This window comes from Nocardia anaemiae NBRC 100462, assembly GCF_001612725.1.
Classification (GTDB): domain Bacteria; phylum Actinomycetota; class Actinomycetes; order Mycobacteriales; family Mycobacteriaceae; genus Nocardia; species Nocardia anaemiae.
The window spans coordinates 51,315-74,039 of sequence record NZ_BDAZ01000050.1 but is presented as its reverse complement, the minus strand read 5'-3'; the positions used below and the strand labels follow the sequence as shown (position 1 = coordinate 74,039).

26 protein-coding genes are annotated in these 22,725 nt (G+C 65.3%); 17 read left to right on the top strand and 9 right to left on the bottom strand.

Annotated features, from left to right (window positions below):
* Positions 1–113: 113 nt before the first annotated feature.
* The 7 genes from NA5_RS26590 to rdgB all read left to right on the top strand — a co-directional run bounded on the left by NA5_RS26590 (position 114) and on the right by rdgB (position 4,926).
* The gene (locus tag NA5_RS26590; RefSeq protein WP_062990761.1) at positions 114–536 is read left to right on the top strand and encodes a M67 family metallopeptidase; all 423 of its coding nucleotides are present in this window, start codon (positions 114–116) and stop codon (positions 534–536) included.
* A 31-nt stretch (positions 537–567) separates the two neighbouring features.
* Positions 568–840: a MoaD/ThiS family protein gene (locus NA5_RS26585; RefSeq protein ID WP_062990759.1), complete on the top strand. Its 273-nt coding sequence runs from the start codon at positions 568–570 to the stop codon at positions 838–840.
* Between the two features lie 8 nt (positions 841–848).
* Positions 849–1,811 (top strand): PLP-dependent cysteine synthase family protein, encoded by a 963-nt coding sequence (locus NA5_RS26580; protein ID WP_062990757.1) that lies wholly within the window; start codon positions 849–851, stop codon positions 1,809–1,811.
* Positions 1,812–1,963: 152 nt separating this feature from the next.
* Entirely contained in the window at positions 1,964–2,659 is a 696-nt protein-coding gene (locus NA5_RS26575) for a rhomboid family intramembrane serine protease (RefSeq protein ID WP_084484432.1), read from the top strand.
* A gap of 78 nt (positions 2,660–2,737) precedes the next feature.
* Positions 2,738–3,502: a cyclic nucleotide-degrading phosphodiesterase gene (locus NA5_RS26570; protein WP_084484431.1), complete on the top strand. Its 765-nt coding sequence runs from the start codon at positions 2,738–2,740 to the stop codon at positions 3,500–3,502.
* A 42-nt stretch (positions 3,503–3,544) separates the two neighbouring features.
* On the top strand, positions 3,545–4,315 hold the full coding sequence (rph, locus tag NA5_RS26565; protein ID WP_062990755.1) for a ribonuclease PH: 771 nt from the start codon (positions 3,545–3,547) through the stop codon (positions 4,313–4,315).
* Positions 4,315–4,926 (top strand): RdgB/HAM1 family non-canonical purine NTP pyrophosphatase, encoded by a 612-nt coding sequence (rdgB, locus tag NA5_RS26560; RefSeq protein ID WP_062990753.1) that lies wholly within the window; start codon positions 4,315–4,317, stop codon positions 4,924–4,926. The genes rph and rdgB overlap by 1 nt, the downstream gene beginning before the upstream one ends.
* Positions 4,927–4,997: 71 nt before the next feature.
* Here the strand turns inward: rdgB and NA5_RS26555 are convergent, their stop codons facing one another.
* From NA5_RS26555 to NA5_RS26525, 6 genes are all read right to left on the bottom strand, one after another.
* Positions 4,998–5,372, bottom strand: coding sequence for a DUF3817 domain-containing protein (locus NA5_RS26555; protein WP_062990751.1), 375 nt, complete (start codon positions 5,370–5,372; stop codon positions 4,998–5,000).
* The gene (locus NA5_RS26550; RefSeq protein ID WP_062990749.1) at positions 5,369–5,824 is read right to left on the bottom strand and encodes a hypothetical protein; all 456 of its coding nucleotides are present in this window, start codon (positions 5,822–5,824) and stop codon (positions 5,369–5,371) included. The genes NA5_RS26555 and NA5_RS26550 overlap by 4 nt, the downstream gene beginning before the upstream one ends.
* Positions 5,825–5,874: 50 nt before the next feature.
* Positions 5,875–6,750, bottom strand: coding sequence for an oxidoreductase (locus NA5_RS26545; protein ID WP_062990747.1), 876 nt, complete (start codon positions 6,748–6,750; stop codon positions 5,875–5,877).
* A gap of 502 nt (positions 6,751–7,252) precedes the next feature.
* On the bottom strand, positions 7,253–8,506 hold the full coding sequence (locus tag NA5_RS26535; protein WP_169811367.1) for an MFS transporter: 1,254 nt from the start codon (positions 8,504–8,506) through the stop codon (positions 7,253–7,255).
* On the bottom strand, positions 8,499–8,879 hold the full coding sequence (locus tag NA5_RS41410) for a hypothetical protein (RefSeq protein ID WP_062990741.1): 381 nt from the start codon (positions 8,877–8,879) through the stop codon (positions 8,499–8,501). Before NA5_RS41410 ends, NA5_RS26535 begins: the two co-directional genes overlap by 8 nt.
* 171 nt (positions 8,880–9,050) lie before the next feature.
* Positions 9,051–9,833, bottom strand: coding sequence for a GNAT family N-acetyltransferase (locus tag NA5_RS26525; RefSeq protein ID WP_084484429.1), 783 nt, complete (start codon positions 9,831–9,833; stop codon positions 9,051–9,053).
* Positions 9,834–10,381: 548 nt separating this feature from the next.
* On the opposite strand from NA5_RS26525, the gene NA5_RS26520 reads away from it, so the two are divergent.
* The 5 genes from NA5_RS26520 to NA5_RS26500 all read left to right on the top strand — a co-directional run bounded on the left by NA5_RS26520 (position 10,382) and on the right by NA5_RS26500 (position 16,056).
* Positions 10,382–11,029, top strand: coding sequence for a PadR family transcriptional regulator (locus NA5_RS26520; RefSeq protein ID WP_062990737.1), 648 nt, complete (start codon positions 10,382–10,384; stop codon positions 11,027–11,029).
* A gap of 179 nt (positions 11,030–11,208) precedes the next feature.
* Positions 11,209–12,417 (top strand): FAD-dependent monooxygenase, encoded by a 1,209-nt coding sequence (locus NA5_RS26515; RefSeq protein WP_062990735.1) that lies wholly within the window; start codon positions 11,209–11,211, stop codon positions 12,415–12,417.
* A 109-nt stretch (positions 12,418–12,526) separates the two neighbouring features.
* Complete coding sequence (locus tag NA5_RS26510; RefSeq protein WP_062990733.1) at positions 12,527–13,282, top strand: ABC transporter ATP-binding protein; 756 nt, start codon at positions 12,527–12,529, stop codon at positions 13,280–13,282.
* On the top strand, positions 13,267–14,835 hold the full coding sequence (locus NA5_RS26505) for a hypothetical protein (protein WP_063813594.1): 1,569 nt from the start codon (positions 13,267–13,269) through the stop codon (positions 14,833–14,835). The genes NA5_RS26510 and NA5_RS26505 overlap by 16 nt, the downstream gene beginning before the upstream one ends.
* A gap of 297 nt (positions 14,836–15,132) precedes the next feature.
* Positions 15,133–16,056 carry a LysR family transcriptional regulator gene (locus tag NA5_RS26500; RefSeq protein ID WP_062990729.1) on the top strand — a complete coding sequence of 308 codons (924 nt, stop codon included), beginning with the start codon at positions 15,133–15,135 and terminating at the stop codon, positions 16,054–16,056.
* A gap of 396 nt (positions 16,057–16,452) precedes the next feature.
* Here the strand turns inward: NA5_RS26500 and NA5_RS26495 are convergent, their stop codons facing one another.
* A complete protein-coding gene (locus NA5_RS26495; protein ID WP_062990727.1) occupies positions 16,453–17,259 on the bottom strand; it encodes a helix-turn-helix domain-containing protein in 807 nt (268 codons plus the stop codon).
* A gap of 123 nt (positions 17,260–17,382) precedes the next feature.
* Here NA5_RS26495 and NA5_RS26490 point away from each other — a divergent pair, with 123 nt between their 5' ends.
* The 3 genes from NA5_RS26490 to NA5_RS26480 are packed head-to-tail and all read left to right on the top strand — an operon-like array spanning position 17,383 to position 19,216.
* Positions 17,383–17,817: a hypothetical protein gene (locus tag NA5_RS26490; protein WP_062990810.1), complete on the top strand. Its 435-nt coding sequence runs from the start codon at positions 17,383–17,385 to the stop codon at positions 17,815–17,817.
* Complete coding sequence (locus NA5_RS26485) at positions 17,814–18,200, top strand: cupin domain-containing protein (protein ID WP_062990725.1); 387 nt, start codon at positions 17,814–17,816, stop codon at positions 18,198–18,200. Before NA5_RS26490 ends, NA5_RS26485 begins: the two co-directional genes overlap by 4 nt.
* Positions 18,197–19,216, top strand: coding sequence for a zinc-dependent alcohol dehydrogenase family protein (locus NA5_RS26480; RefSeq protein ID WP_063813592.1), 1,020 nt, complete (start codon positions 18,197–18,199; stop codon positions 19,214–19,216). The genes NA5_RS26485 and NA5_RS26480 overlap by 4 nt, the downstream gene beginning before the upstream one ends.
* Positions 19,217–19,225: 9 nt before the next feature.
* Here NA5_RS26480 and NA5_RS26475 read toward each other — a convergent pair whose 3' ends face one another.
* Positions 19,226–19,450 carry a hypothetical protein gene (locus NA5_RS26475; protein ID WP_083897694.1) on the bottom strand — a complete coding sequence of 75 codons (225 nt, stop codon included), beginning with the start codon at positions 19,448–19,450 and terminating at the stop codon, positions 19,226–19,228.
* A gap of 35 nt (positions 19,451–19,485) precedes the next feature.
* A complete protein-coding gene (locus tag NA5_RS26470; RefSeq protein ID WP_062990723.1) occupies positions 19,486–20,265 on the bottom strand; it encodes an HNH endonuclease family protein in 780 nt (259 codons plus the stop codon).
* Positions 20,266–20,886: 621 nt separating this feature from the next.
* Between NA5_RS26470 and NA5_RS26465 the strand changes: the two genes are divergently transcribed.
* Positions 20,887–21,759 carry a haloalkane dehalogenase gene (locus NA5_RS26465; protein WP_062990721.1) on the top strand — a complete coding sequence of 291 codons (873 nt, stop codon included), beginning with the start codon at positions 20,887–20,889 and terminating at the stop codon, positions 21,757–21,759.
* 84 nt (positions 21,760–21,843) lie between these two features.
* Complete coding sequence (locus NA5_RS26460; protein ID WP_084484428.1) at positions 21,844–22,725, top strand: RNA polymerase sigma factor; 882 nt, start codon at positions 21,844–21,846, stop codon at positions 22,723–22,725.

Genomic DNA, 22,725 nt, shown 5'->3' with positions numbered 1-22,725 from the left:
ATTCACGAACGTTTGCGGGAGCACGGGAAGGGGACCGAGGGAGAGGGGGCGGGAATAGCCGAATATTCTGGGTGGTTGTCGGGTGCGATGGGTGAGATGCGGAAGGTTGACTCGTGCTGGTGATCAGGACCGACCTGGTGGAGGCGATGGTGGCGCATGCGCGCGCCGATCACCCGGACGAGGCCTGCGGCGTCATCGCCGGTCCGGAGGGGTCGGATCGGCCGGAGCGGTTCATCGCCATGATGAATGCCGAGCGCTCGCCGACCTTCTACCGGTTCGATTCCGGTGAACAGCTGAAGGTGTGGCGGGCCATGGACGATGCCGACGAGACACCGGTGGTCATCTACCACTCGCATACCGCCACCGAGGCCTATCCGAGCCGCACCGACATCTCCTACGCGTCCGAGCCGTTCGCGCATTACGTGTTGATCTCCACCCGCGATCCCGAGCAGCACGAGCTGCGCAGCTACCGGATCGTGGACGGTGTGGTCACCGAGGAGCCGGTCCGGATCGTCGATGCGTACGAGACCGCTTAGTACCCATGTTCGCTGAATTCGAGGAGTCCCCATGCCGGTAACCGTGTCCATCCCGACCATCATGCGTGGCCTCACCGGAGGCGAGAAGCGTGTCGACGCGCAGGGCTCGACCCTTTCCGCGCTGATCGACAATCTCGAGGCCAACCATCCGGGGCTCGCGGAGCGGCTGCTCAAGGACGGCAAGCTGAACCGCTACGTCAACATCTACGTCGACGACGAGGATGTGCGCTTCGCGGGCGGTCTCGACGCGGAGGTGCCCGAGGGCGCGAGCGTCACCATCCTGCCCGCCGTCGCTGGAGGCTGATCGACCCCGTGGCGCGCTACGAATCGCTGATCGCGACCCTCGGCAATACCCCGCTGGTCGGGCTGCGCAACCTGTCTCCGCAGTGGGACGGCGAAAATCCGGTGCGGCTGTGGGCCAAGCTCGAGGACCGCAATCCGACCGGTTCCATCAAGGACCGTCCCGCCCTGCGGATGATCGAACAGGCCGAGGCCGACGGCCTGCTCTCGCCCGGCTGCACGATCCTGGAGCCGACCAGCGGAAATACCGGCATCTCCCTGGCCATGGCGGCCAAGCTCAAGGGCTACCGGCTGGTCTGCGTGATGCCGGAGAACACCTCGGTCGAGCGGCGTCAGCTGCTGACCATGTTCGGTGCGGAAATCATCGATTCCCCGGCCGCGGGCGGTTCGAATCAGGCGGTCGCGCTGGCCAAGAAGATCGCCGAGGAGAATCCGGACTGGGTGATGCTGTACCAGTACGGCAATCCGGCCAATGCCTTGGCGCACTACGAGACCACCGGCCCGGAAATCCTCGCCGACCTGCCCGAGATCACGCATTTCGTCGCGGGTCTCGGCACCACCGGCACGCTCATGGGGACCGGCCGTTTCCTGCGTGAGAAGGTGCCCGGCATCGAAATCGTCGCGGCCGAACCGCGCTACGGCGAACTCGTGTACGGACTGCGCAATATCGATGAGGGCTTCATTCCCGAGCTCTATGACGAGTCGGTGCTGACCACTCGTTTTTCGGTCGGTCCCTTCGACGCGGTAAAGCGCACGCGCGAGCTGGTATTGGAAGAAGGCATTTTCGCGGGCATTTCGACCGGCGCGATTCTGCACGCGGCACTCGGTGTCGCGCGCAAATGCGTGCGGGCGGGCACGCGGGCGGATATCGCCTTCGTGGTTGCCGATGGCGGATGGAAGTACCTGTCCACCGGGGCATACGACGGAACTCTCGAAGAGGCCGAGGAACGCCTCGACGGCCAGCTCTGGGCCTGAGTTTCGACGAGCGGGCACCTTTCGCGCGGAAAGTGCAAGCTCACGCCCGTATCACTGGCAGGTATGGTCGCGATTTGCCCCGGTACTCTCGAAGGAGCGAGCCCCTTTCGCATATCGTCGGCGTCCGGGCCTCGCTCGACGAGGAGGTTGCGATGACCGGCGGTTCGTCGTTCGATCCGGAGCGGATCGCCGCACTACGCGCCCAGCTCGGGCAGCCGATCGGTTCGACACCAGCGAAACCGAGCAGCTTCGCGCCGATCAAACAGCTCTGGCTGCGCGCGGGCGTGATCATCACCGCATTCGTCGCCCTGCTCTACGGCGTGGAAGGCGTCGACAACCTCGACCACAACCAGCTCGATTACAACGGCATCGAGCCGCGCGAGGCGGACGGCCTGTGGGGCATTCTCTGGGCCCCGGTCCTGCACCACGGCTGGGATCACCTGTTCGCCAATACGCTTCCGGTTATCGTCCTCGGCTTCATCACCCTGCTCGCGGGCATCGGGCGTGGACTCGCCGCCACCGCGATTATCTGGATCGTGGCCGGAGTCGGCGTCTGGCTCACCGGCGCTACCGGATCGGTGCACCTCGGCGCATCCTCGCTGATCTTCGGCTGGCTGACCTTCCTGATCTCGCGCGGCTGGTTCGCCCGCAATCTCCTGCAAATCGGCATCGGCCTGGTTGTACTGGCGATTTATGGGTCCGTGCTGTGGGGTGTGCTGCCCGGACAGCCCGGAATCTCTTGGCAGGGGCATCTTTTCGGAGCAATGGGTGGAGTGCTGGCGGGCTGGGTACTCTCTGGTGATGAACGTCGACACCGTCGCGGGGATCGAGCCGGAGTCAATGCGTAGCCGCGGTAATCGCGCGGCGCGCAGCGGAATGTGGGGGATCGGTTCTTGAGTGAGAATTCGTCGTGGGAGCATGGGGGAATGCGCCTTACCGTCCTCGGGTGCTCGGGCAGTGTGTCCGGCCCGGACTCCCCAGCGTCGGGGTACCTGCTGACCGGGCCGGATATGTCGCCGGTGGTCATCGATTTCGGGCCCGGCGTGCTCGGCGCATTGCAGCGCCACGCCGATCCAGGTGAGGCGGATATCTTCCTCACGCATCTGCATGCCGATCACTGCCTGGATCTACCCGGACTGCTGGTCTGGCGGCGCTACCATCCGACACCCCCGGTGGGGCGGGCGATCGTGCGCGGTCCCTCCGATAGCGCGGTGCGCATCGGCAATGCCTCCGCCGAAATCGGCGGGGAATGCGACGACTGGTCCGATGTCATCGATCACCAGACCTGGGTCGAGGGCGAATCGGTCGAATTCGGGCCTGGCCATACGGTGCTCGCGCGGCGGATGTTTCACCCGCCGGAGTCGTACGGGCTGCGCATCGTGACCGCGGCGGGGCGGACCTTCGTCTACACCGGCGACACCGCGATGTGCGATGCGGTATTCGAACTCGCGGAGGGCGCCGACATTCTCATGTCGGAGGCTTCCTGGACGCACGATCCGGCCAACCGGCCGCCGGGCATTCATCTGTCCGGCACCGAGGCGGGCATCATTGCCGCGCGTGCTGGCGTGAAAGAGTTGCTGCTCACCCACATTCCGCCGTGGACGTCCCGCGAGGACGTGATCGCCGAGGCGAAAGCGCAGTTCTCCGGACCGGTGCACGCCGTAACACCGGGCGAAAGCTTCGACATCTGACCGGCTGCCGCGGGCGGCAGGCCATGTGACTAGGCTTGGCGCGTGTCGAGACGAGCCGATGGCAGGGCGGACGATGAGCTCCGCGAGGTACGGATCACCCGTGGCTTCACCACGCATCCAGCCGGTTCGGTGCTGGTGGAGTTCGGGCAGACCCGGGTGATGTGCACCGCGAGCGTCACCGAGGGCGTGCCCCCGTGGCGTCGCGATTCCGGACTCGGCTGGCTCACCGCCGAATACGCGATGCTGCCCGCGGCCACGCATACCCGCAGTGGGCGCGAATCGGTGAAGGGCAAGGTCGGCGGTCGCACACAGGAGATCAGCCGGTTGGTCGGCCGGTCGCTGCGGGCATGCATCGACCTGGCCGCCATCGGCGAGAACACCATCGCCATCGACTGCGATGTGCTGCAGGCCGACGGTGGCACGCGGACCGCGGCGATCACCGGCGCGTATGTCGCGCTCTCGGATGCGGTGACATATCTGGGTGCGGCGGGCGGATTGGCGGACCCGCAGCCGATCTCGTGTGCGATCGCCGCGGTGAGCGTCGGCGTCGTCGACGGCCGGGTGCGGTTGGACCTGCCGTATGAAGAGGATTCGCGCGCCGAGGTCGATATGAATGTGGTCGCCACCGACACCGGCACGCTGGTGGAGATCCAGGGCACTGGTGAGGGCGCCACCTTCCCGCGCTCCACCCTGGACAAGCTGCTCGACTCCGCGCTCGTCGGCTGTGAGCGGCTGTTCGCCATCCAGAAAGAGGCGCTGGCACTGCCGTATCCGGGCGTGCTGCCGCAGCCTGCCGAGTCGAAGAAGAAGTGATGTCGCGCCGGGTCCTGGTCGCCAGTCGCAATGCCAAGAAGTTGAACGAGCTGCGTCGGATCCTCGCCGACGCGGGTATCGCGGGCATCGAGATCGTCGGACTCGGCGATGTGCCCGGCTACGACGAGGCGCCCGAGACCGGCGCGACCTTCGAGGAGAACGCGCTGGCGAAGGCGCGCGATGGTGCGGCCGCCACCGGTTTGCCCTGTGTCGCAGACGATTCCGGGATCACGGTGGACGCGTTGAACGGGATGCCCGGCGTGCTGTCCGCACGCTGGTCCGGGGTGCACGGCGACGATGCGGCCAATAACGCCCTGCTGCTCGCCCAACTCGGTGACGTGCCGGACGAGCGGCGCGGCGCACAATTCGTCTCGACCTGCGCGCTGGTAGTGCCCGGCGGCACCGAGATCGTGGTGCGCGGCGAATGGCCCGGTGCGATCGGCCGGAAGCCGGTGGGCGATGGCGGTTTCGGCTACGATCCGCTGTTCATTCCCGCAGGCGGGGATATCACCGCTGCTCAGCTGACGCCCGCCGAGAAGGACGCCGTATCCCATCGCGGTCGCGCGCTCACCCAGCTTCTCCCCGCCCTGGCGGCCCTCGCCGAGTCCTGAATCAGCCGTATGGCTCGACGGGGCCGCAAGCTGTGCGGATCCGGCGATGGGCGTGCCTGAGATGGGGTGGGTCAGAGGTTGAAGTCCTGCTTGACCTTGTTCGCGTTGACGTGTTCGACGAAAAAGGACAGCAGTGGGATGGTGCCTGCGATGAGGGTGCCGACGGTGCGCGGGATAGGCCAGCGCACCTTGACCGCGAGGTCGGCGGTGACCAGCAGGTAGACGAAGTAGACCCAGCCGTGCACTACCGCGATCCAGTTCGGGGTGTGCACGTCGAAGCCGTACTTGGCGATCATTTCGCCGGTGAGCAGCAGCAGCCACAGACCCGTCGTCCAGGCGAGTACCCGGTAGCGCAGCAGTGCCGACTTGATCTTCGCGACGTTGGTGGCCGTCGGCTCGGGTGTGAGCGTCGCGGCGGATTCGGTCGAGTTCTCGCTGGTGGTCAACCGGCGCTCCTCTGTGTGTCGTGGGTGAGGCCCGCGTCCCGGACGTGTTGGTCGATGTCTTGTGCATGCAGCTCGGCCAGATATTTGTTGTATTCGGCGAGCACCGGATCATCGTCGCGGGCGGCCTTGGGCCGCTCGGGTAACAGTCCGGCCGGAATCTCGCGCGGCGCATCGGCTTTCGCGGGTCGACGCACCTTCGCGGGAGCCGGTTCGGCTTCCGGCTGCTTATCCGCTTCGGATTCCAGCCGCACGAACCGGAAGTAGGCGAAGACCGCGAATCCGGCGAACAGCGGCCACTGCAATGCGTAGCCGAGATTCTGGCCGGTGCCGCTCGCGGATTCGAACCGCTGCCACTGCCACCACCCCAATGCCAAGCAGGCGAGGGCGGCCACGATCACCAGCACGATGAGGGCCGGGCGATTGTGTGCCGAGCGGCGCGGTGGAGCGGACACGCATACCACGGTACCCGTCTACTACACGGTACGTAGGAGCAGGTCGGGCCTCAGAATTTGTAGGTGATCCCGGTCATGCGCTCGGATTCCTCCCATAGGCGGCGCAGGAGTTCCGGATTCTTCGACAACTTGCTCGATGGTGAGGGTTCGACCGGGCCCTGGCTCTGGAACAACCGGGTCGGACCCCAGTAGGTGGCGGGATCGGCATCTGGCATGGTGGCCGCGAAGAGGGTGGAGTGCGCGGCCTTGGCCGGGGCATGGCCGACGAGGCGGATGAAAGGTTTGCTGATCCGGTCGAGTGGGGTTTCGGTTCTTGCGAACAGATCGGTCGCCGAGACGCCCGGATGCACCGCGTAAGAGCGTTTGTCGGAGCCCGCCTCGGTCAGTCGCCGCTGCAGTTCGCGGGCGAACATCAGGTTGGCCAGTTTGGACTGGGCATAGGCCAGGTTGCGCTGGTAGCGGCGGTTCTCGTAGTTGAGATCGTCGATCCACAGCTTCGGGGTCTGCTTGTGCGCGATGCTCGCCAGGCTCACTACTCGGTCGCGGAGGCGATCGAGCAGCAGTCCGGTCAGCGCGAAATGGCCGAGGTGGTTGACGCCGAATTGGGTTTCGAATCCGTCCTTGGTGCGGGAGAACGGGATGTTCATCAGACCGGCGTTATTGATGAGCACATCGAATTCGTCGGTCTTGTCGGCGAATTCGCGCACCGAGGCCAGATCCGCCAGATCCAGCTGCTGGACCCGGACATCGCCATCGATCCGATCGGCGATCGGCTGCGCCTTCTCGACATTGCGGCAGGCCATGATCACCGTGCCGCCCTTGCTCGCCAGCACCTTGGTGGTTTCGACGCCGAGGCCGCCATTGGCTCCGGTGACGATGAAGGTGCGCCCGCTCTGGTCGGGTATTTCTGTCGGTTTCCACGCCATGAGCCGACCTTACTCTGGAGTAAGTTCCTGGGGAAGAGTGACGCGCGGGCCGGATCCGGTGTCCCAGACGCGGCGTGCGATCTGCTAGGCGATCATATCTTCGAGCGCCCGCCCGCACGCGGACATGCGCAGCTTCAGCGTGCTCTTGTTGGCCGGTGGGCATCGGGTGCTCTTCGGTGAAACGATGCGGCGCACCCTCGCCGGTTAATCCAACGAGCAGATCGCCGAGGTGCTGCGCGGGTTCATCGAGATAGCATTCCGCGCTCTGGAATCACTTGCGGACTACGCCGTGCGCGTCAGGTGAGCTTCGCGCCGGGGACGGCCGGTGATTCGCTGCTGTGTCGCTGGACTGCCCGAACGGCGACAAGCGCCCATACTGCGCGATGACCGGTGCAGCAGCTGTCGCCGAAAAAGCCCAATTGGGTAGACCGAGTGCGCCGGTTCGGTGGCCGGGCGAGCGACGATTCCGATCGCGGGTGGTCGTCGTGCGCGATCGCGACGATCATCTTCCGGCGCCGCTCGGGTTCGAATCCGGTGCTGTCGGCGCGACCGGACGGGCGACACGGGCGCGGTTCGCGCCGATGCTGGCGTATGCGGCGAGGGCGAGCATCGCGGCAAGCACCACCCAGCGCGTGGAGCCGGTTCCCAAGGCGGACAGCAGGTAACCAGCGCCCAGCGCGCCGAGCGCTACGGCACCATCGCAGAGCAGCGCCATTGTCGCTATCGCGCGACCGAGCGTTCCTTCGGGGATGACATCGACGCGGACCATGGTCAGGGCGACGTTGCTGACGACACCAATGCCACCGACTCCGCACCAGCAGGCCGCCAATACAAACGGGTTGGTGCTCAACGCGATCGGTGCGAGCAGTACCGTCCACGCCCACAGGGCTCCCTTGTAGACCCGCCGGGACGGAAACCGCGTGCTGAGCCAGGAGGCGACGGCCGCACCGGCGATGCCACCGACACCGGCGGCGCCCAGCACGACGCCGACCGTCCAAGACGGGTAGTCGCCGTTGTGCAGGTCCAGCAGGATCAGCAGTAAGACAACCTGAATGATGATGTTCGACAACGCGATCATCGCCGTCGACGTTCGCAGGAACGGTTCGGCCCACACGACACGCGCGCCAGCCACGATGCCGCGGCGGGACGGACGATGCCCATCTTCGGCGGGTTGCGCGGAGTCCGAACGGATCAGCAGCAATGTGACGAGGCAGCACACATACGACACGGCATCGGCGACGAACGGCAGCCAGCGCGCTACACCGTACATCGACGCACCCGCCGCCCGACCCGCGAGGATAGCGATGGGTTGCTCTGCCTCGAGGAACGAAAATGCCGCGGGCCGCTGTGCGAGTGACACCACATCGCGGACCGCTCCCAACTCACTGAGCCCGACGAAGACGTACACACTGCCCTCGACGAACGCGGTCGCGCACAGCAACACACCCAGTCCGGGCAGATCGGCTGCGACCGATACAGCGGCCGTGCCCGCGGCGACCAGCCCGATGACTTGGCACCGCACCAGGATTGCCAGCCGATTCGAATAATCCGCGGCCACGCCAGCCGGAAGTTGAAAGACCAGGCTCGGCACGGTCAGTGCGAAGCCCACCCAACCGGCCGCAGCAGGCGAACCGGTCACCGCGAGCACCACCATCGGATAGGCGATTCGGACGCCGTGGAATCCGACCAGTGACGCTGCGTTGCCGGACCACAGCAGCAGGAAATTCCGGTTGGTATGCAACCCCGAACTAGCCATCGATGCGAGTGCCGTCCGATAACCAGCGCAGCAGGTCGACGATCTCGACATTCTCGGCGGCGGCCCGCACCGCCTGGTACAGCGCCGCGGCCACTTCTGCCCGGTGCTCGAGAATGCCGAAGTCGTTGTCCGGGTACAACTTTGGCAGCGCCAGCGCCAGACCGGCCCACGGCTGTGGGCGCAGCGGATCGGCGGAGAGCTCCCGGGTGTAGCGCGTGAGGGCCTCGGGCAGATCGCCCGCCAGGTAGGCATGGTCGCCGTGCGGCTGTTCCGGAATCGACAAAGTTTCGGCCGCGACCGGGTCCTGCACCTTCAGCTGCGCCGGAACCCCGCACCTGCCGTGCCAATTCGCGCACGTCGTCTTCGTCCACATCCGGGTACGGCACGCCACAGATATTGAGGAAGAACACCACCTCATGCGGGACTTCCATCGCCACAGCCAGATCCCCTCCCGTGGATCGATGCACCGCCGCCGGACGTGTCATGTGGTCGTTGCGGATTCGACATCAATCGTGGTGCTCTGCTCGAGCCGCCGGTGCTGACATCACTCGCCTTGTGCGACGACGTCCTGCTCGGCCCAGCGGCGCAGCAGTGCCGCTCGCGCGGCTCGGTCCATGACAAGGTTCTGCTGTATGGCCACCAACCCGGCTTTGTGCATCGGCGGCGGAGTTTCGGTCGGCGCTCCCACGGGCTTGAAACCGAGCTTCAAATGGGCGTCGTATGCCTTCGTGCCAATAGTCGTGTTGGAGTGCACGTCGACATCCCCCAAATGTTCGAGTGCCCTGCGCATGAGAGCGCGCCCGACGCCCGCGCTGTGCCATTCCGGCAATACATGCCAGGAGTACAGTTGGCCGTTGCCGTCTTCGCGGAATGATGACTCGACGAAGCCGGTAACCTGTCCTCCGGGTGTCCGATGGACGAAAATCGTTCGTTCGGAATCGGACAGTATTTTCCGGTACTCCGCGGGTTTCCGGGTCATCATATCGTTGATGAGACGCCGCACTCCGCCGCCCGCGGCGCCGGGGAGATCCCGGTAGGCCGCTCGTACGCCTTGGAGCAACGCGTTGACGACACCATGCACATCTTTTATGGTGGCTCGTTCGATATCATGCGGCTGAACGGAATGCGCTATACCGGCCGGGCGGACCGATCGCGCACGGGCCACGTTGATCGCGCCGAAGCTGGTGCGATCGGCTACCGCCAATTCCCTAGCCGCTTTGGATAGATCGGTGGCATACCTTTCATAGCCGTGCTTCACGGTACGTCCCGCTCGCTCGACCACCTCTCCCACCCGACCGATCAAAGCTCCGCCGATATTTATGGACATTGGAACCCTTCTGCTACCCCTCGCCGCACAGCGACTCCGGTGGTAAAGGTCACCACATTCCTCGTGATCGGCTCGATCATTCTCCAGTCTTCTCGCCTTTGGGAACCCGACGCGCCTGAACGGAATCCACAGTTGATACCCGGACGATCCATATCACCCGAACAGTGCGCCAGGAAATATCTTGTCAGCCAGCACTTGAACAATGACAATATGTTGCCGACTGAATTCCTCGGCAGACTCCGCAGTCATCGGAAGCGTCTCGAATCAGGTACCGACTTACGTGCGTCCTTCAACGTCTCGAACGCCGCCGTCTCGGCCGCACATTCGCCAACCCGGCACTCGCGGTGCACCCGCATCGCGTTGTGCGCAGCGGCAATACTCGAACTCGGCTACTGATGGGTCTGGTCCGCGGCCCAGGGTTCACGGTGTGCTCGATCCTCAGCTTCATCGTCGGGTTCGGGAGACCAGAGAACAGGAACTCGCGCACGCCTAGTACTTGTGCCCGAATACTCGTAGACGTATATTCGTATACGAGTAAGGAGGTGTCCATGGCGACGAAGCGCAAGGTGAACAATCTGCTGGCGCTGGCGGTGCTCGCGACCGTCATCGAACGGCCGATGCACCGCTACGAGATCGCCTCGCAGATGCGTGAGCGCGGCAAGGACCGCGATATGGACATCAAATGGGGCTCGCTGTACACCGTCGTGCAGAACATGGAGAAGGCGGGCTTCCTCGAGGTCGTCGGCAATGAGCGCGACGGCGCTCGGCCGGAACGCACGATCTATGCGATCACCGATGCCGGTCGCGCCGAAATGGCCGACTGGACAAGGGAATTGATTGCCGAGCCGGAGCCGGAACACCACCGGTTCACGGCCGGACTCTCCGTCGTGGCGGCGCTGCCGCCGGATGAAGTCGTCGAGTTGCTCGGTCGGCGCATCGAGGCGCTGGGTCGCACCATCGGGGCGGCGCGCCGAGAGCTCGATCAACTCGCGGCCGCCAATCTGCCCCGGCTGTTCGTCGTCGAAGCCGAATACGGCGTGGCGATGCTGGAGGCCGAGGCGGGGTGGGCCGCGTCCTTGCGTGACGAGATCGCCGCGGGCACTTTCCCCGGCGTCGATCTCTGGCGGCATATGCATGCGGTCGGCATGTCGCCCGCCGAGGTCACGGAGCTGGTGGAAAGGGGGATGACGGACTAGAGACCAGGCCCGGCGGGGTGCGGCAACACCGCCGCCGAGCCCGATGTAACCGTCTCGAACCGTGTCCGCATGCGCGCACCCGGCTACAAGGCTGGCAACCACAGGATAACTGGGTGTGCGATGGGACGGTCGGTTCGGGCTTCCAAGAAACCCGTATCGCACATAACTGGAGTACACCCATGTCCACAACAGAAACGGCCATCGTTATCGGCGGCGGCATCGCCGGACCTGTCACCGCGACCGCATTGCACAAGGCGGGCATTGCCGCTCGCGTCTACGAGGCCTATCCGGGTCCTACCTACGGGATCGGCAGCGGGCTGGCACTGGCACCGAATGGTGTTGCCGCCCTGGATATTGTCGGTGCGGGCGACCGCGTTCGCGAGATCGCGAGTCCGATATCGCATACCCAGCTGTCGGTCGGCGGCAAGGTGTTGCAGATGCCGGAAATGCAAGACGTTCCGTCGTTGAAGATGGTCGACCGCAACGAATTGCACCGGACGCTGCATGATCATGCGGTCGCCGCGGGCGTTCTCTTCGAGTACAACAAGCGGCTCGTGCGCGTCGAGGAGGACGCGGACGGCATCACCGCGTATTTCGCCGATGGCAGTAGCGCAACCGCCGATGTGTTGATCGGCGCGGACGGCATTCGCTCGACGGTGCGCGGTCTCATCGACCCGAATAATCCGGGACCGGAGTACACCGGGATGATCGGATTCGGCGCGATGCTCGACAATGATTACGGAATTGCCTCGGAGACAATGGTTTTCGCATTCGGGAAGAAGGCGTACTACCTCTACGGAACCGTCGACGACAACAAGGTCATGTGGGGTGCCAATCTGCCGCACAAGGAGTATCTGTCGCTGACCGAGGCGCGCGCGATTCCGGCCGAGCACTGGTTGGCCATCCTGCGGGAGACCTACGCTGAGGACACCCCGGGCGGTGACTTCGCTCGCAGGACTACCGCCGAAAACCTGGAAACGACTGGGGCACTGCATATTATGCCGCCGGTGCCGACCTGGTATCGGGGGCGCATGGTGCTGGTCGGGGATTCGGTACATGCGCCGTCCAACAGTTCGGGGCAGGGAGCGTCGCTGGCCATCGAGAGCGCGGTGCAGTTGGCTCGCTGTCTGCGGGACCTGCCGGATCACAGCTCGGCCTTCGCCGCCTATGAAGGGCTGCGGCGGTCTCGGGTCGAGGCCGTAGCGGCGCGGGCGCGCAAGATCAACCACAGCAAGACGCCGGGACCGGTGGCGCGCCGGATGATGTCCATGTTGATGCCGCTGCTGATCAAGGGGATGAACCCGGAGAAGACCATGGGTGTCGAGCAGCGGTATCGGATCGATTGGGATGCGCCGGTGCAGCAGGAGTTGGCGACTGCGAAGGCGTAGTGCTGGTGCTGCCTGCCTCTTCCGGGGGCAGGCAGCATTCTTTCGAACCCGGGAGCCGGTTCGTCCGTAACGTAGGAGATGGGAACCGAAGACCAGAGGGGGATGGACAGTGCATCCTGCGTTGCAGCTGACCGGGCTTTATAAGCGATTCGGTGGTCCGTGGGTGGTCGACGATGTCGGGCTCACGGTGCCACCGGGCTCGTTCTTCGGGCTGGTGGGTCCGAATGGTGCGGGCAAGACGACCACCTTGTCGATGGCCTGCGGACTGTTACGGCCGGACGCCGGACAGGCGCGGATCCTCGGCGTCGACGTATGGGCCGATCCGATCGCCGCCAAGACCTTGGCGGGCGTACTGCCGGACGGACTTGCGCTACCGGAGCGCCTGACGGGCCGAGAACTGTTGACCTACACCGGTTTACTGCGCGGACTGCCCGCGAAAACCGTGGCCGAGCGTACCGAGGAATTGCTCGGCGTTTTCGAATTGACCGGTGCCGAACGGACTCTCGTCGTCGATTACTCCGCGGGCATGCGCAAGAAGATCGGGTTGGCGACAGCACTGCTGCATGCACCGAAGCTGCTGGTGCTCGACGAACCGTTCGAGGCGGTGGATCCGGTGTCGGCGAGCACGATTCGCACCATTCTGCAGCGGTTTGTCGCGGCGGGCGGCGCGGTGGTGCTGTCGAGTCATGTGATGGCGCTGGTGGAGAACCTGTGCGATCGAGTCGCGGTGATCACCGGCGGCCGGGTAGTGGCCGCGGGCACCCTCGACGAGGTCCGTGCGGGAAACACTTTGGAGGCGGCGTTCGTGCACTTGGTCGGTGGACGGGTCGGCGGGGAGGACGGGCTGTCGTGGTTGGCGTCCTGATTCGGATGCGGTTGCTGTTGACCAAGCGTGCGCTGGGCAATGGCTGGCAAGGTGTGACGTTCGTCAGCGGTGTGCTCATCGGTGTCGTATTCGCGCTCGGCACAGCGGGTCTCATCGGATTCGGGGAGCGCGACGGTGATGTGGCCGGTGGTATCACGGTGGCGGCGGCGTGGTACGGGATATGGACACTCGGCTGGCTGTGCGGTCCGGTATTGATGGGCAGCAGCGACGAGACCGTGCAGCCCGAACATCTGCGGTTGTTGCCGCTGAGTCATCGGCAATTGGCCACTGGGCTATTGGCGGCGGCCTTTGTGGGGCCTGCGCCGGTGATCAATCTGTTGGCCTTCTCCGGGCTGATTGTGCTTGCGGCGCAACTGAGTTGGGGTTCGGTCGCAGTGGCGCTGGTCGGTGTGGTGCTGCAGTTGATATTGGTGGTGGTGCTCTCGCGGGTGGTGCTGGCGTGGATCGGCGCCGCGATGCGTTCTCGGCGCGGACGCGACCTCGGGGTGCTGCTTGCCGGTCTCGCCGGTTTGGCCTATTACCCGATGAGTTTCCTGCTGAATCATGTGGATGCGGTGCGGGAATCGGCACCGTGGTTGGCGGATCTGTTGCGCGCGTTGCCTTCCGGGTGGGCGCCGGTTGCGGTGGGTGCGGCGGCGCGGGGTGACTGGTTGTCGGCAGTGGGCGCGTTGCTCGGGTTGTCGGCGTTGACAGCGGTGCTGTGGCAGGCATGGTCGACGCTGTTGCGGAGGCGGTTGATCGCGCCGCTGGATTCGGTTTCCGGCGCGGGTGGGCGTGGGATGCTGCTGAGCCGGGTGCGGACGTCCGGGCCGGTGGGCGCGGTGGTGGTCAAGGAGTTGCGGACTTGGTCGCGAGATAGCCGACGCAGGGCGGCGCTTTTGCCCGTGCTGCTGGTGGGAGCCCTGATGCCGGTGTTCCCGGCGATCCAGGGTGGCGGCTCGGGTGGCGTGGTGTTCGCGGGTGTGACTGCCGCGTGGTTCGCGGGCCTGGCCGCCAATAACCTCTACGGCTACGACGGCACCGCACTCTGGCAGACATTGGTGACGCCCGGCGCGGCGCGCGCCGATGTGCGCGGTCGACTGCTGGCCCTGCTGCTGGTGATCGGCCCGCCGTCGGTGCTGCTCGCGGTTGTGCTGCCGGGTGCGCTCGGCCGCTGGTCGATGTACCCGTGGACGCTGTCGCTGCTGTTCGCTGTGCTCGGCGTCGGCGTGGGTTCGGCCGTATTCCTGTCGGTAACCGCGCCCTACCCACTACCCCCGCGCACCGGAAACCCCTTCGCCACCTCCGGAAATCCAGGCTGCGCAAAGGCTTTGGTGCAAGTCGCCACCAGCCTGGGGCAACTGGTCGCGGTGATCCCGGTCCTGATCGTGCTCATCACCGGCCTGGTCCTGCACCTCACCGCCGTACTGTGGCTGGCCCTGCCGGTCGGGATCGCCATCGGGATCATCGGAGCTGTACTCGGTGCGCGTCTCGCCGAACAGCGGTTGTCCGCCCGTGGGCCAGAGATTCTTGCCGCTGTGCAGCCGCGTTGAAGCGATGGGCATTGCGGGTCAGGGGCCTCGATGCGCCTTGCCGAGCAACCGAGGTCTGGTCGCAGGCCGGAGGTTTCCGCAGCTGTGCAATCGCATCGGCGATGACGATCCCGCGGCGCCCAGCTGGATTCGTCCGACAGAAGATGTTCGAGGCAATCGACGGATAGCGCGCTGGGGCATGTCGCGTTCATCGAATCGAATGGGCCCGGTCGTGGGAGGGACCAGAGCGATCAGGTGTGGGGCCGGTCGACGCGGCGATCGGCTGATTGAATATCGGGGGAGAAATACACTTGGCGGGTGGGCGATAGGGATTCCGATGGCAGTCTCGATCTGAATCAGCTGCGGACGTTCCTGGCGGTGCATCGCGCCGGATCTATCACGGCGGGGGCGCGGTTGGTGGGGTTGTCGCAGCCCACTGTGACGACGCAGTTGCAGGCGTTGGAGAGGCGGTTGGGGTATCGGCTGTTCGAGCGGTTGCCGCGCGGGGTGGCGTCGACCGCCGCCGCTGTGGAGTTGGCGGCGCGGGTGGCCGGGCCGTTGGACGCACTCGACGGGGTGACGGGTCGGGCGGTTCCGGCCGAACCGGCGCCACAGCCGCCCGTGCGGCTGGCCGGACCCGCCGAATTGCTTGCGGTGCAGGCGCTTCCGGCCCTTGCGCCGTTGATCGAGCGCGGCGTGCGGCTGACGGTTACTGCGGGACTTTCCGAGGAACTGCTGGCCGGGCTGCGTGCCGGACACTACGACCTCATCGTGTCCACGGTGCGCCCGCGCGGCCGCGCGTTGGTAGCGGAACCGCTCGCCGACGAGGAATTCGTTCTGGTCGCCGCACCGCAGCTGGCCGCCCGCATCGACACCACACGGCTGCGCACCGACGGACCCGCCGCGCTCACCGGTCTCCCCTTGGTCAGCTACTCGGCCGACCTCCCGATACTCCGCCGGTACTGGCGACACGTCTTCGGTATCCGCCTCGCCGCGGAAGCCGCAGTAGTCGTCGCCGACCTACGCGCCATCACCGCGACCGTCGCCGCAGGCGCAGGCATCACCGTCCTTCCGCGCTACCTGTGCGCCACCGAACTCGCCGCAGGCACCCTGGTCCCCCTACTCGAACCCGCCGACCCACCCATCAATACCGGCTTCCTCGTCCGCCGCCCCGGCACCACCTCCCGCTCTCACATCGACCTCGTCCACGACCACCTGCGAGCCGCCGCGCGCACCTGGTAAACCACTGCTGACGTGGGCACTTCGGTCCCTGCCGCTGACAACACCGTGGCACCTACGGCCGTTCGCGAACAGCCGGACGACGCCTGGTGAATCGCCCCGAGTTGACGGCGTAGGTCTTCGCGCGGCCGCCGAGCGCACCGTGACATGCTCGCTTATCGAGTCCTGTCTGTCGTCAGGTGCCGACGCGGGCACTGGTTGCGCGGGCGGAGGTCTGCTGCTGGGCAGTCACTTGCCGATTCCGACGCCGACGCGCGCGCCGGTCGATCGGGCCTAGGTCTGCTGCTCGGCTGTCACTCGCCGATCTCGACGCCCACGCGGGCACTGGCGTCGATCCGAGGTCTGCTGCTCCGGCGTCGCCGACCAGTGCTGAGTTCGCATCGGCGAACGGGCTGAGCGCTAGTCGGCTTGCGCTTGACGCTGTTCGGAGCGACGGCGCAGGAATTCGGCGGTTTGGTCGTCGGCGGGCAGGAAGGCTTCCAGGTGGAGTTCGGAGAGGGTTATGTCTACGGCGGTAGCGAAGCTGGTGATGGTGGTGATCAGGCGGAGTTCACCGTCGGGGCTGGTCAGGCGGAGGGGGACGGCGAAGCCGAGGTGGTCGGGGCCGGGTGTGGCGGCGGGTAGATAGCTTTCGAGTTCGGCTATGAAGTCGTCGAGGCCGGAGTCGGGGCTGCGCAGGGCCTTGCCGCGCAGGCTCTCGGTGACGTGGCGGCCCCATTCCGGGAGATTCAGCACGCGTCGTGCCAGGCCGTCGGGATGTAGGGCGAGGCGAAGAACGTTGACCGGCGGAGTGATCAGTTCGGTGGCCGCGCCCTCGGTGAGGAGATCGAAGGCGGCATTGGCGGCGACCAGCTTGCCGTAAGGGCGGGTGACGACGGCGGGATAGGGCAGGTGCCCGTCAAGAATGCGCTCCAATGCGACTCGTACGGGGCCCAATTCCGGTGTGTGCAAATCGGATTCGGGGAAGATCGGGGCAAAACCGGCGGCGAGCAGCAGGGCATTGCGCTCGCGCAGCGACAACTCCAGCGATTCGGCCAGCCGTACCACCATGGTGCGGCCCGGACGCGAGCGACCCTGCTCCAGGAAGCTCAGATAGCGCTGGCTGGTGTCCGCGCGAATGGCCAGGTCGAGCTGGCTCACATGGCGCTGCGTGCGCCAGTGCCGCAACTGCTGAGCGAACGGATTCGGCTCCACCACTGTCGTCATGAATTCAGTGATATCCGACCCGCGGTGTCCGCGCCATTCCCCGGAGGGAATGACCGAACCGCATCGGGTGTCATTCCCTGGAGGGAATCGCGCAACAGCGCCGCGCTCGCAAAACTCGGTGCCATGAGGAATGACAACGACCTGACCCCCTTCGCCGAGCGCTACATGGCCCAGTGGAACGAAGCCGATCCGGAGCTGCGCCGCAAGCTGATCCAGGAGATTTGGGCACCCGACGGCGTCCAGACCCTGGTCGACCCGCCGGTCGAGATCCGCGAGGCGGCGGCGAACCTGAACTTCGCGGTACCCGCCTTGGAAGTGCGCGGTCACGACGCGATGGAAGCCCGGGTGTCGCGCGCCTACGAGATGTTCGTGGCTCCCGGCGAGTACATCTTCGAAGTAGGTGCGGCCACCCGACTGCCCGCCGGTCTGATCGGCCTGCCCTGGTCGATGGTGTCGCGCGCCGACGGTTCCGTCGCGGGCGGCGGTTACGAGGTAATCGGCCTCGACTCCGACGGCCGCATCACCTCCGACCACCAATTCATCGAAGGCGTGCGGTGACCGAGGCCTTACGGTTCAGCCGAATCGTGGGCACCGCGGACGGCGGCTCCCGATTCGTGGATGCGGAACTCGCACTGACCGGTCGAACCGTCGCCGCGGGCGTACCAGCAATGGCCGTCGCCGGAATGTCGGCGGCGGCGACCGTAACTTACTTGCGCAGTTCGCAATTCGACAGCGAACCGCATCCCGCGCCGACGCGGCAATGGGTCGTGATGCTGCGCGGTGTAATCGAAGTGACCACGAGCGACGGCGTTCGGCGCAGATTCGGGCCCGGTGACCTCGTCCATGTCGAGGACACCGACGGCCGCGGCCACATCACCACCGGTGTCGGCGACGCGCCCTTTGAGGCGCTGTTCGTGCCTACCACAGGAAGCAGATCATGAATGCCATTGCCTACCATCTCGATCCACTACATGGTTTAGCCGGTCTGACCGTCCGGGACCAGGAGTTTCCGCAGCCGGGACCGAATCAGGTGGTCATCAGGGTCCGTGCGGCCTCGCTGAACCGGCGGGATCTGATGTTGATGGACGGGATCTACCCGCTGCCCGCGACCCCCGGCATCATCCCGCTGTCCGACGGTGTCGGTGAGGTTATCGCCTTGGGCGACAATGTGACTCGTGCCGCGCTCGGCGATCGGGTGACCGCGTCGTACTTCGTGCGCTTCATCAATGGACCACAGCGACTGGCCCACGTCGCCGAACAATACGGCGCCAACTACGATGGCATGCTCGCCACTTATGCGGTGCTCGAAGAGGATTCAGTGGTGCATGTGCCCGAACATCTCACCGATATCGAGGCCGCCACGCTGACCTGCGCGGGAGTCGTCGCGTGGGCGGCGCTGACCAAGCCGGTACCGGTATCGCAAGATCAGACGGTCCTGACCGTCGGTAGCGGTACCGTCGCCTTGTTCGCGGTCCAGCACGCGAAAATGCTTGGTGCTCGGGTTATTTCGATTACCTCCCGCCCGGAGAAGGCCGAGCGGCTGCACAAGCTCGGCGCGGACGAGACCATCGACCGCAATGCGACACCGGACTGGGACGAGAAGGTGCTCGAACTCACCGACGGCCACGGCGTCGAACATGTGGTGGAGGCCGTCGGGCTGCCCACCCTGTCGAAATCGGTGCGCTCCGCGGGTTACAACGCGATGGTCACCATGATCGGCGCAGCGCAGCTGCCGAAGGGAGAGGCATTCGAGAATCCGTTCATCGGATCGTATCTGGCCATCCGTCGGATCGCGGTCGGTAGCCGGGACGATTTCGAGGCGATGAACCGCACCATCAGCGCACATCGCATGCGCCCGGTCATCGATCGGACGTTTCCGCTCGACCAGGCGGTGCAGGCGTACCGCTACTTCCGCGAGGACAATCCCTTCGGCAAGGTCGTCATCACCATGCCGTAGGCCTACGTATCAGGCCTCGAAGGGCACGGTATTGCCTGCCGCATCACGGGTTCCGGCGGTGGCTTCGATGGCGGCCGCCAACTCGGCGACGGTGGTCCAGGTGCGCGGCGGCTCCGCCTCGAGATTGCCGATGGTGTACCAGGTCTCGGTTTTGCGGTAGCGGACCAGGCCTTTACCCGTCGCATCGACGGTGACATCGAGCTCGCCGGAGACCGTCCCTTCCTCTTCGGTCATGACGGCCGCCTTGGCGGAAATCTCGATGATGTCGCTTATTTGAACTCTCCTCGACTGACGCAGTCGGCGACTGCGTTGCGCAGTGCGGTGTGTTCGGCGGGATCAACGTTCAGCGCATATTTTACTTTGATCTTGACGTAATGCTCGAGATAGCCACACCGGAATTTTCCCGGCGGCAGATAGTTCGCGGCATCCTGGTCACCCTTGGACCTGTTGGCGGAGGGATCGGAGGCGATCAGATTGACGGCGTCGTTGGCGATCCGGCGGCGAGTATCTTCATCGCGCTTATTCGCGCCCGAGCGCCAGGCCTCGGCCAGCGGCACGATGTGTTCGGCATCGACACCGGCCGGGTCGGTAATGAACTTGTACGGCTTGAGTTTTCCGGTCTTGGAATCCAGTACGCCGTACTGGTCCTGCCAGCCACCACCGCGGCCGACGGTGAGCTCACAGGTCTTCGGGTCGAGTTTCACCGAGCCGGCCGCGTCACGGAGCATCATCACGTCACGGCTGGTGCACTTGCTGTACTGCGTGAAGTCGGGGCCGAAGCCGTGCTCGGGCTTATTGGTATCCCAGTGCGGGAACTTCTCTCGGCTGTAACCTTCCATCGATTCTTCGGGCGCATCGACGAGCTGGCCGAGCAGATCGTTGATGTCCTTGCCCGACGCCGTTGTGACATTCGCCGGTCCGGATCCCTTGCCGGTCTTGCCGGTCCACTCGTCGAAAAAGGAATAGCCCACGGCGACAACGACAGCCAATACGACGGGTGCGCAAACAGCGAGTACGCGACGCGCGGTGCGGGACGACAACCACTTCACAAAGATCGAACTTCCTAGCCTCGCACCGATGAATTTGTCGGGCGTCAAGCTACCTGCGGCTGATCGTCCCGTATGTGATTGTCGCGTATGACGTTCGGCACAGCCAGTCGAAGGACGCACGCTGTGGCAAGGGGACTCGACGCAGACACAGAACCACCCCTGAGTCGGCGTGCCGGCGCTGATCCAGGGGTGGTCGTGTCACGAATGAGCTCGTGCGCGGCCGAATGAACGGGCCGGTTGTCCAGGCCGGATGATCCGTTCTCGCGGCGCCACGAGGCTGATGAGGGAAGTCTCGTCGTGCCGTGTCGTACTGCGGGTAACTCCTCGTGACGGTCTGTGCGAACTCCATTGTTCTTACGTAGAGCGACAGTAGATCATTCCACATTCCTTTGCAATGGCTTTACTTAAGTCTGAGAATCTCCTGAAAGCCGAACCGTGCGGTTGAAACATGTACGGCTCAGATACGGAAGTTAGGTTTACCTGCGGTTGTGGTGGGATCGCGTGCGCGACCGCCTTTCCTGTAGGTGACGAGCGTCACATTCGGCGGCAGTCGCAGCGGGGCCGAAACGTGTGTCGAAACCGCGTGCAGGCATAAAGCCGGATCCAGGAAGGACCAACATCATGGCTACCGTCGACGTTCTCGACTCGTTCATCAACTACACCGACCGCGGTGCCGGTTCAGTACCGGTGGTGTTCCTGCACGGCAACCCGACCTCATCGCACCTGTGGCGCAAGGTGATCCCGCACGTCGCCGATCAAACCCGGGTGCTCGCACCGGATCTGATCGGAATGGGTGCGTCCGGGAAGCCGGAAAGCGCCTACCGCCTCGCGGACCACGCCCGCTACCTCGATGCCTGGTTCGACGCATTGGGCCTGGACCAGGTCGTCATCGTCGGCCACGACTGGGGTGGTGCGCTCGGTATGCACTGGGCGGCACGGCATCCCGAGCGCATTCGGGGCATCGCACTGATCGAGACGTTCCTGCGGCCGATGCGCTGGGACGAACTTCCGCCGCTCGGCGCCGAACTGTTCCGCAAATTCCGGACGGCGGAGGGGGAGCGAATGGTGCTGGTGGAGAATACGTTCATCGAGTTCAACCTGCCGAAGGGCATCACCGATCTGTCGCAGGAAGATCACGACGTGTATCGCGCCCCGTTCCCGACGCCGGAATCGCGTAAGCCCATGCTGGCCTGGACGCGCGAATTTCCGGTGGAGGGTGAGCCCGCCGATGTGGTTGCGTTGGTGCAGAACTACGACCGGTGGGCGGCCGAGTCGCCGGGGGTGCCGAAGCTGCTCATGGCGCTCGACAATGGCGTCGGCCTCGGCTCGCCGGAGGTGATCGCTTGGGCCGCGGAGACATTCGCCGGTGCCGAGGTCGTCTCGGTCGGCCGGGCGGGACATCACGCTCCGGAGGATCAGCCCGATGCCATCGGCACCGCGGTCGCGACGTGGTTGCGCGCGCACTCGTTGACGGCGGCGACCGCGGGTGCGTGAGCGGTGTGCGCCGCGCGAGTGCGTGCCACCCGCGCGGCGCACACCGGACTTGCGTAACGCCGGATACCGCCGAAGGATTGTGCGGTGGAACCCGAGCTATCGCACCCGGACACAACGGCTGACAGCGCCGAAGACAGCGCTCGGGAGCGGGAGCTGGTCGATCGGGCGATTGCCGGTGATGGAGCCGCCATCTCGAATGTGGTGCGGCAACTACAGGATCCGCTGTATCGGCTCGCGCTGCGCATGGTGTGGCGACCCGCCGAGGCCGAGGATGCGACGCAGGAAATCCTGCTGCGAGTGGTCGGCAATCTCGCGACGTGGCGGGGTGAGGCCAAGCTGCTGACCTGGGCCTACCGCATCGGCGTCAACTATCTGCTGAACCTGAAACGGCAGACGCCCCAGGAGGCGGCACAGCTGAGCCTCGATGCTTACCGCGACGGACTGGCCGACGGGCTCGTCGCCGACGACTATCGCGGACCCGAGGCCGAACTGCTGACCCACGAGGTGCGGTTGAATTGCAGTCAGGCCATGTTGCAGTGCCTAGCCCGCGACGAGCGGGTCGCTTTCGTGCTCGGTGACGTTTTCGAACTCGGTTCCGCCGATGCCGCCTGGATTCTGGGTATCACCGCATCCGCATTCCGAAAGCGCTTGGAACGAGCCAAGAAACGCATCGGCACATTCCTGAATTCGACCTGCGGGGTGGCCGATCCCGAGGCGTTCTGCCGCTGCTCCCGTCGAGTCGACAAGGCATTGGCGCTCGGACGCGTCGATCCGAAGCGACCGATATTCGCCCGACATGCGGTGAGTGCGGGTGGCCGCAGCGTCAGCGAGGCCGAGCAGCAGATGATCCGGCTGCACGACGCCGCGGCGGTAATCCGGGTGCACCCCGATTACGCCGCGCCGCAAGCGAAAATGGACGCGATCGCGGGACTACTGAATTCGGGCAGGTTCCCGCTGCTCGACTGA

Bases quoted from the DNA above. Each gene is read 5' to 3' on its own strand.
- NA5_RS26585 (WP_062990759.1), top strand. From the start codon at position 568: ATGCCGGTAACCGTGTCCATCCCGACCATCATGCGTGGCCTCACCGGA.
- NA5_RS26575 (WP_084484432.1), top strand. From the start codon at position 1,964: ATGACCGGCGGTTCGTCGTTCGATCCGGAGCGGATCGCCGCACTACGC.
- NA5_RS26570 (WP_084484431.1), top strand. From the start codon at position 2,738: ATGCGCCTTACCGTCCTCGGGTGCTCGGGCAGTGTGTCCGGCCCGGAC.
- rdgB (WP_062990753.1), top strand. From the start codon at position 4,315: ATGTCGCGCCGGGTCCTGGTCGCCAGTCGCAATGCCAAGAAGTTGAAC.
- NA5_RS26545 (WP_062990747.1), bottom strand. From the start codon at position 6,750: ATGGCGTGGAAACCGACAGAAATACCCGACCAGAGCGGGCGCACCTTC.
- NA5_RS26535 (WP_169811367.1), bottom strand. From the start codon at position 8,506: ATGGCTAGTTCGGGGTTGCATACCAACCGGAATTTCCTGCTGCTGTGG.
- NA5_RS41410 (WP_062990741.1), bottom strand. From the start codon at position 8,879: ATGTGGACGAAGACGACGTGCGCGAATTGGCACGGCAGGTGCGGGGTT.
- NA5_RS26525 (WP_084484429.1), bottom strand. From the start codon at position 9,833: ATGTCCATAAATATCGGCGGAGCTTTGATCGGTCGGGTGGGAGAGGTG.
- NA5_RS26520 (WP_062990737.1), top strand. From the start codon at position 10,382: ATGGCGACGAAGCGCAAGGTGAACAATCTGCTGGCGCTGGCGGTGCTC.
- NA5_RS26515 (WP_062990735.1), top strand. From the start codon at position 11,209: ATGTCCACAACAGAAACGGCCATCGTTATCGGCGGCGGCATCGCCGGA.
- NA5_RS26495 (WP_062990727.1), bottom strand. From the start codon at position 17,259: ATGACGACAGTGGTGGAGCCGAATCCGTTCGCTCAGCAGTTGCGGCAC.
- NA5_RS26490 (WP_062990810.1), top strand. From the start codon at position 17,383: ATGAGGAATGACAACGACCTGACCCCCTTCGCCGAGCGCTACATGGCC.
- NA5_RS26480 (WP_063813592.1), top strand. From the start codon at position 18,197: ATGAATGCCATTGCCTACCATCTCGATCCACTACATGGTTTAGCCGGT.
- NA5_RS26475 (WP_083897694.1), bottom strand. From the start codon at position 19,450: ATGACCGAAGAGGAAGGGACGGTCTCCGGCGAGCTCGATGTCACCGTC.
- NA5_RS26465 (WP_062990721.1), top strand. From the start codon at position 20,887: ATGGCTACCGTCGACGTTCTCGACTCGTTCATCAACTACACCGACCGC.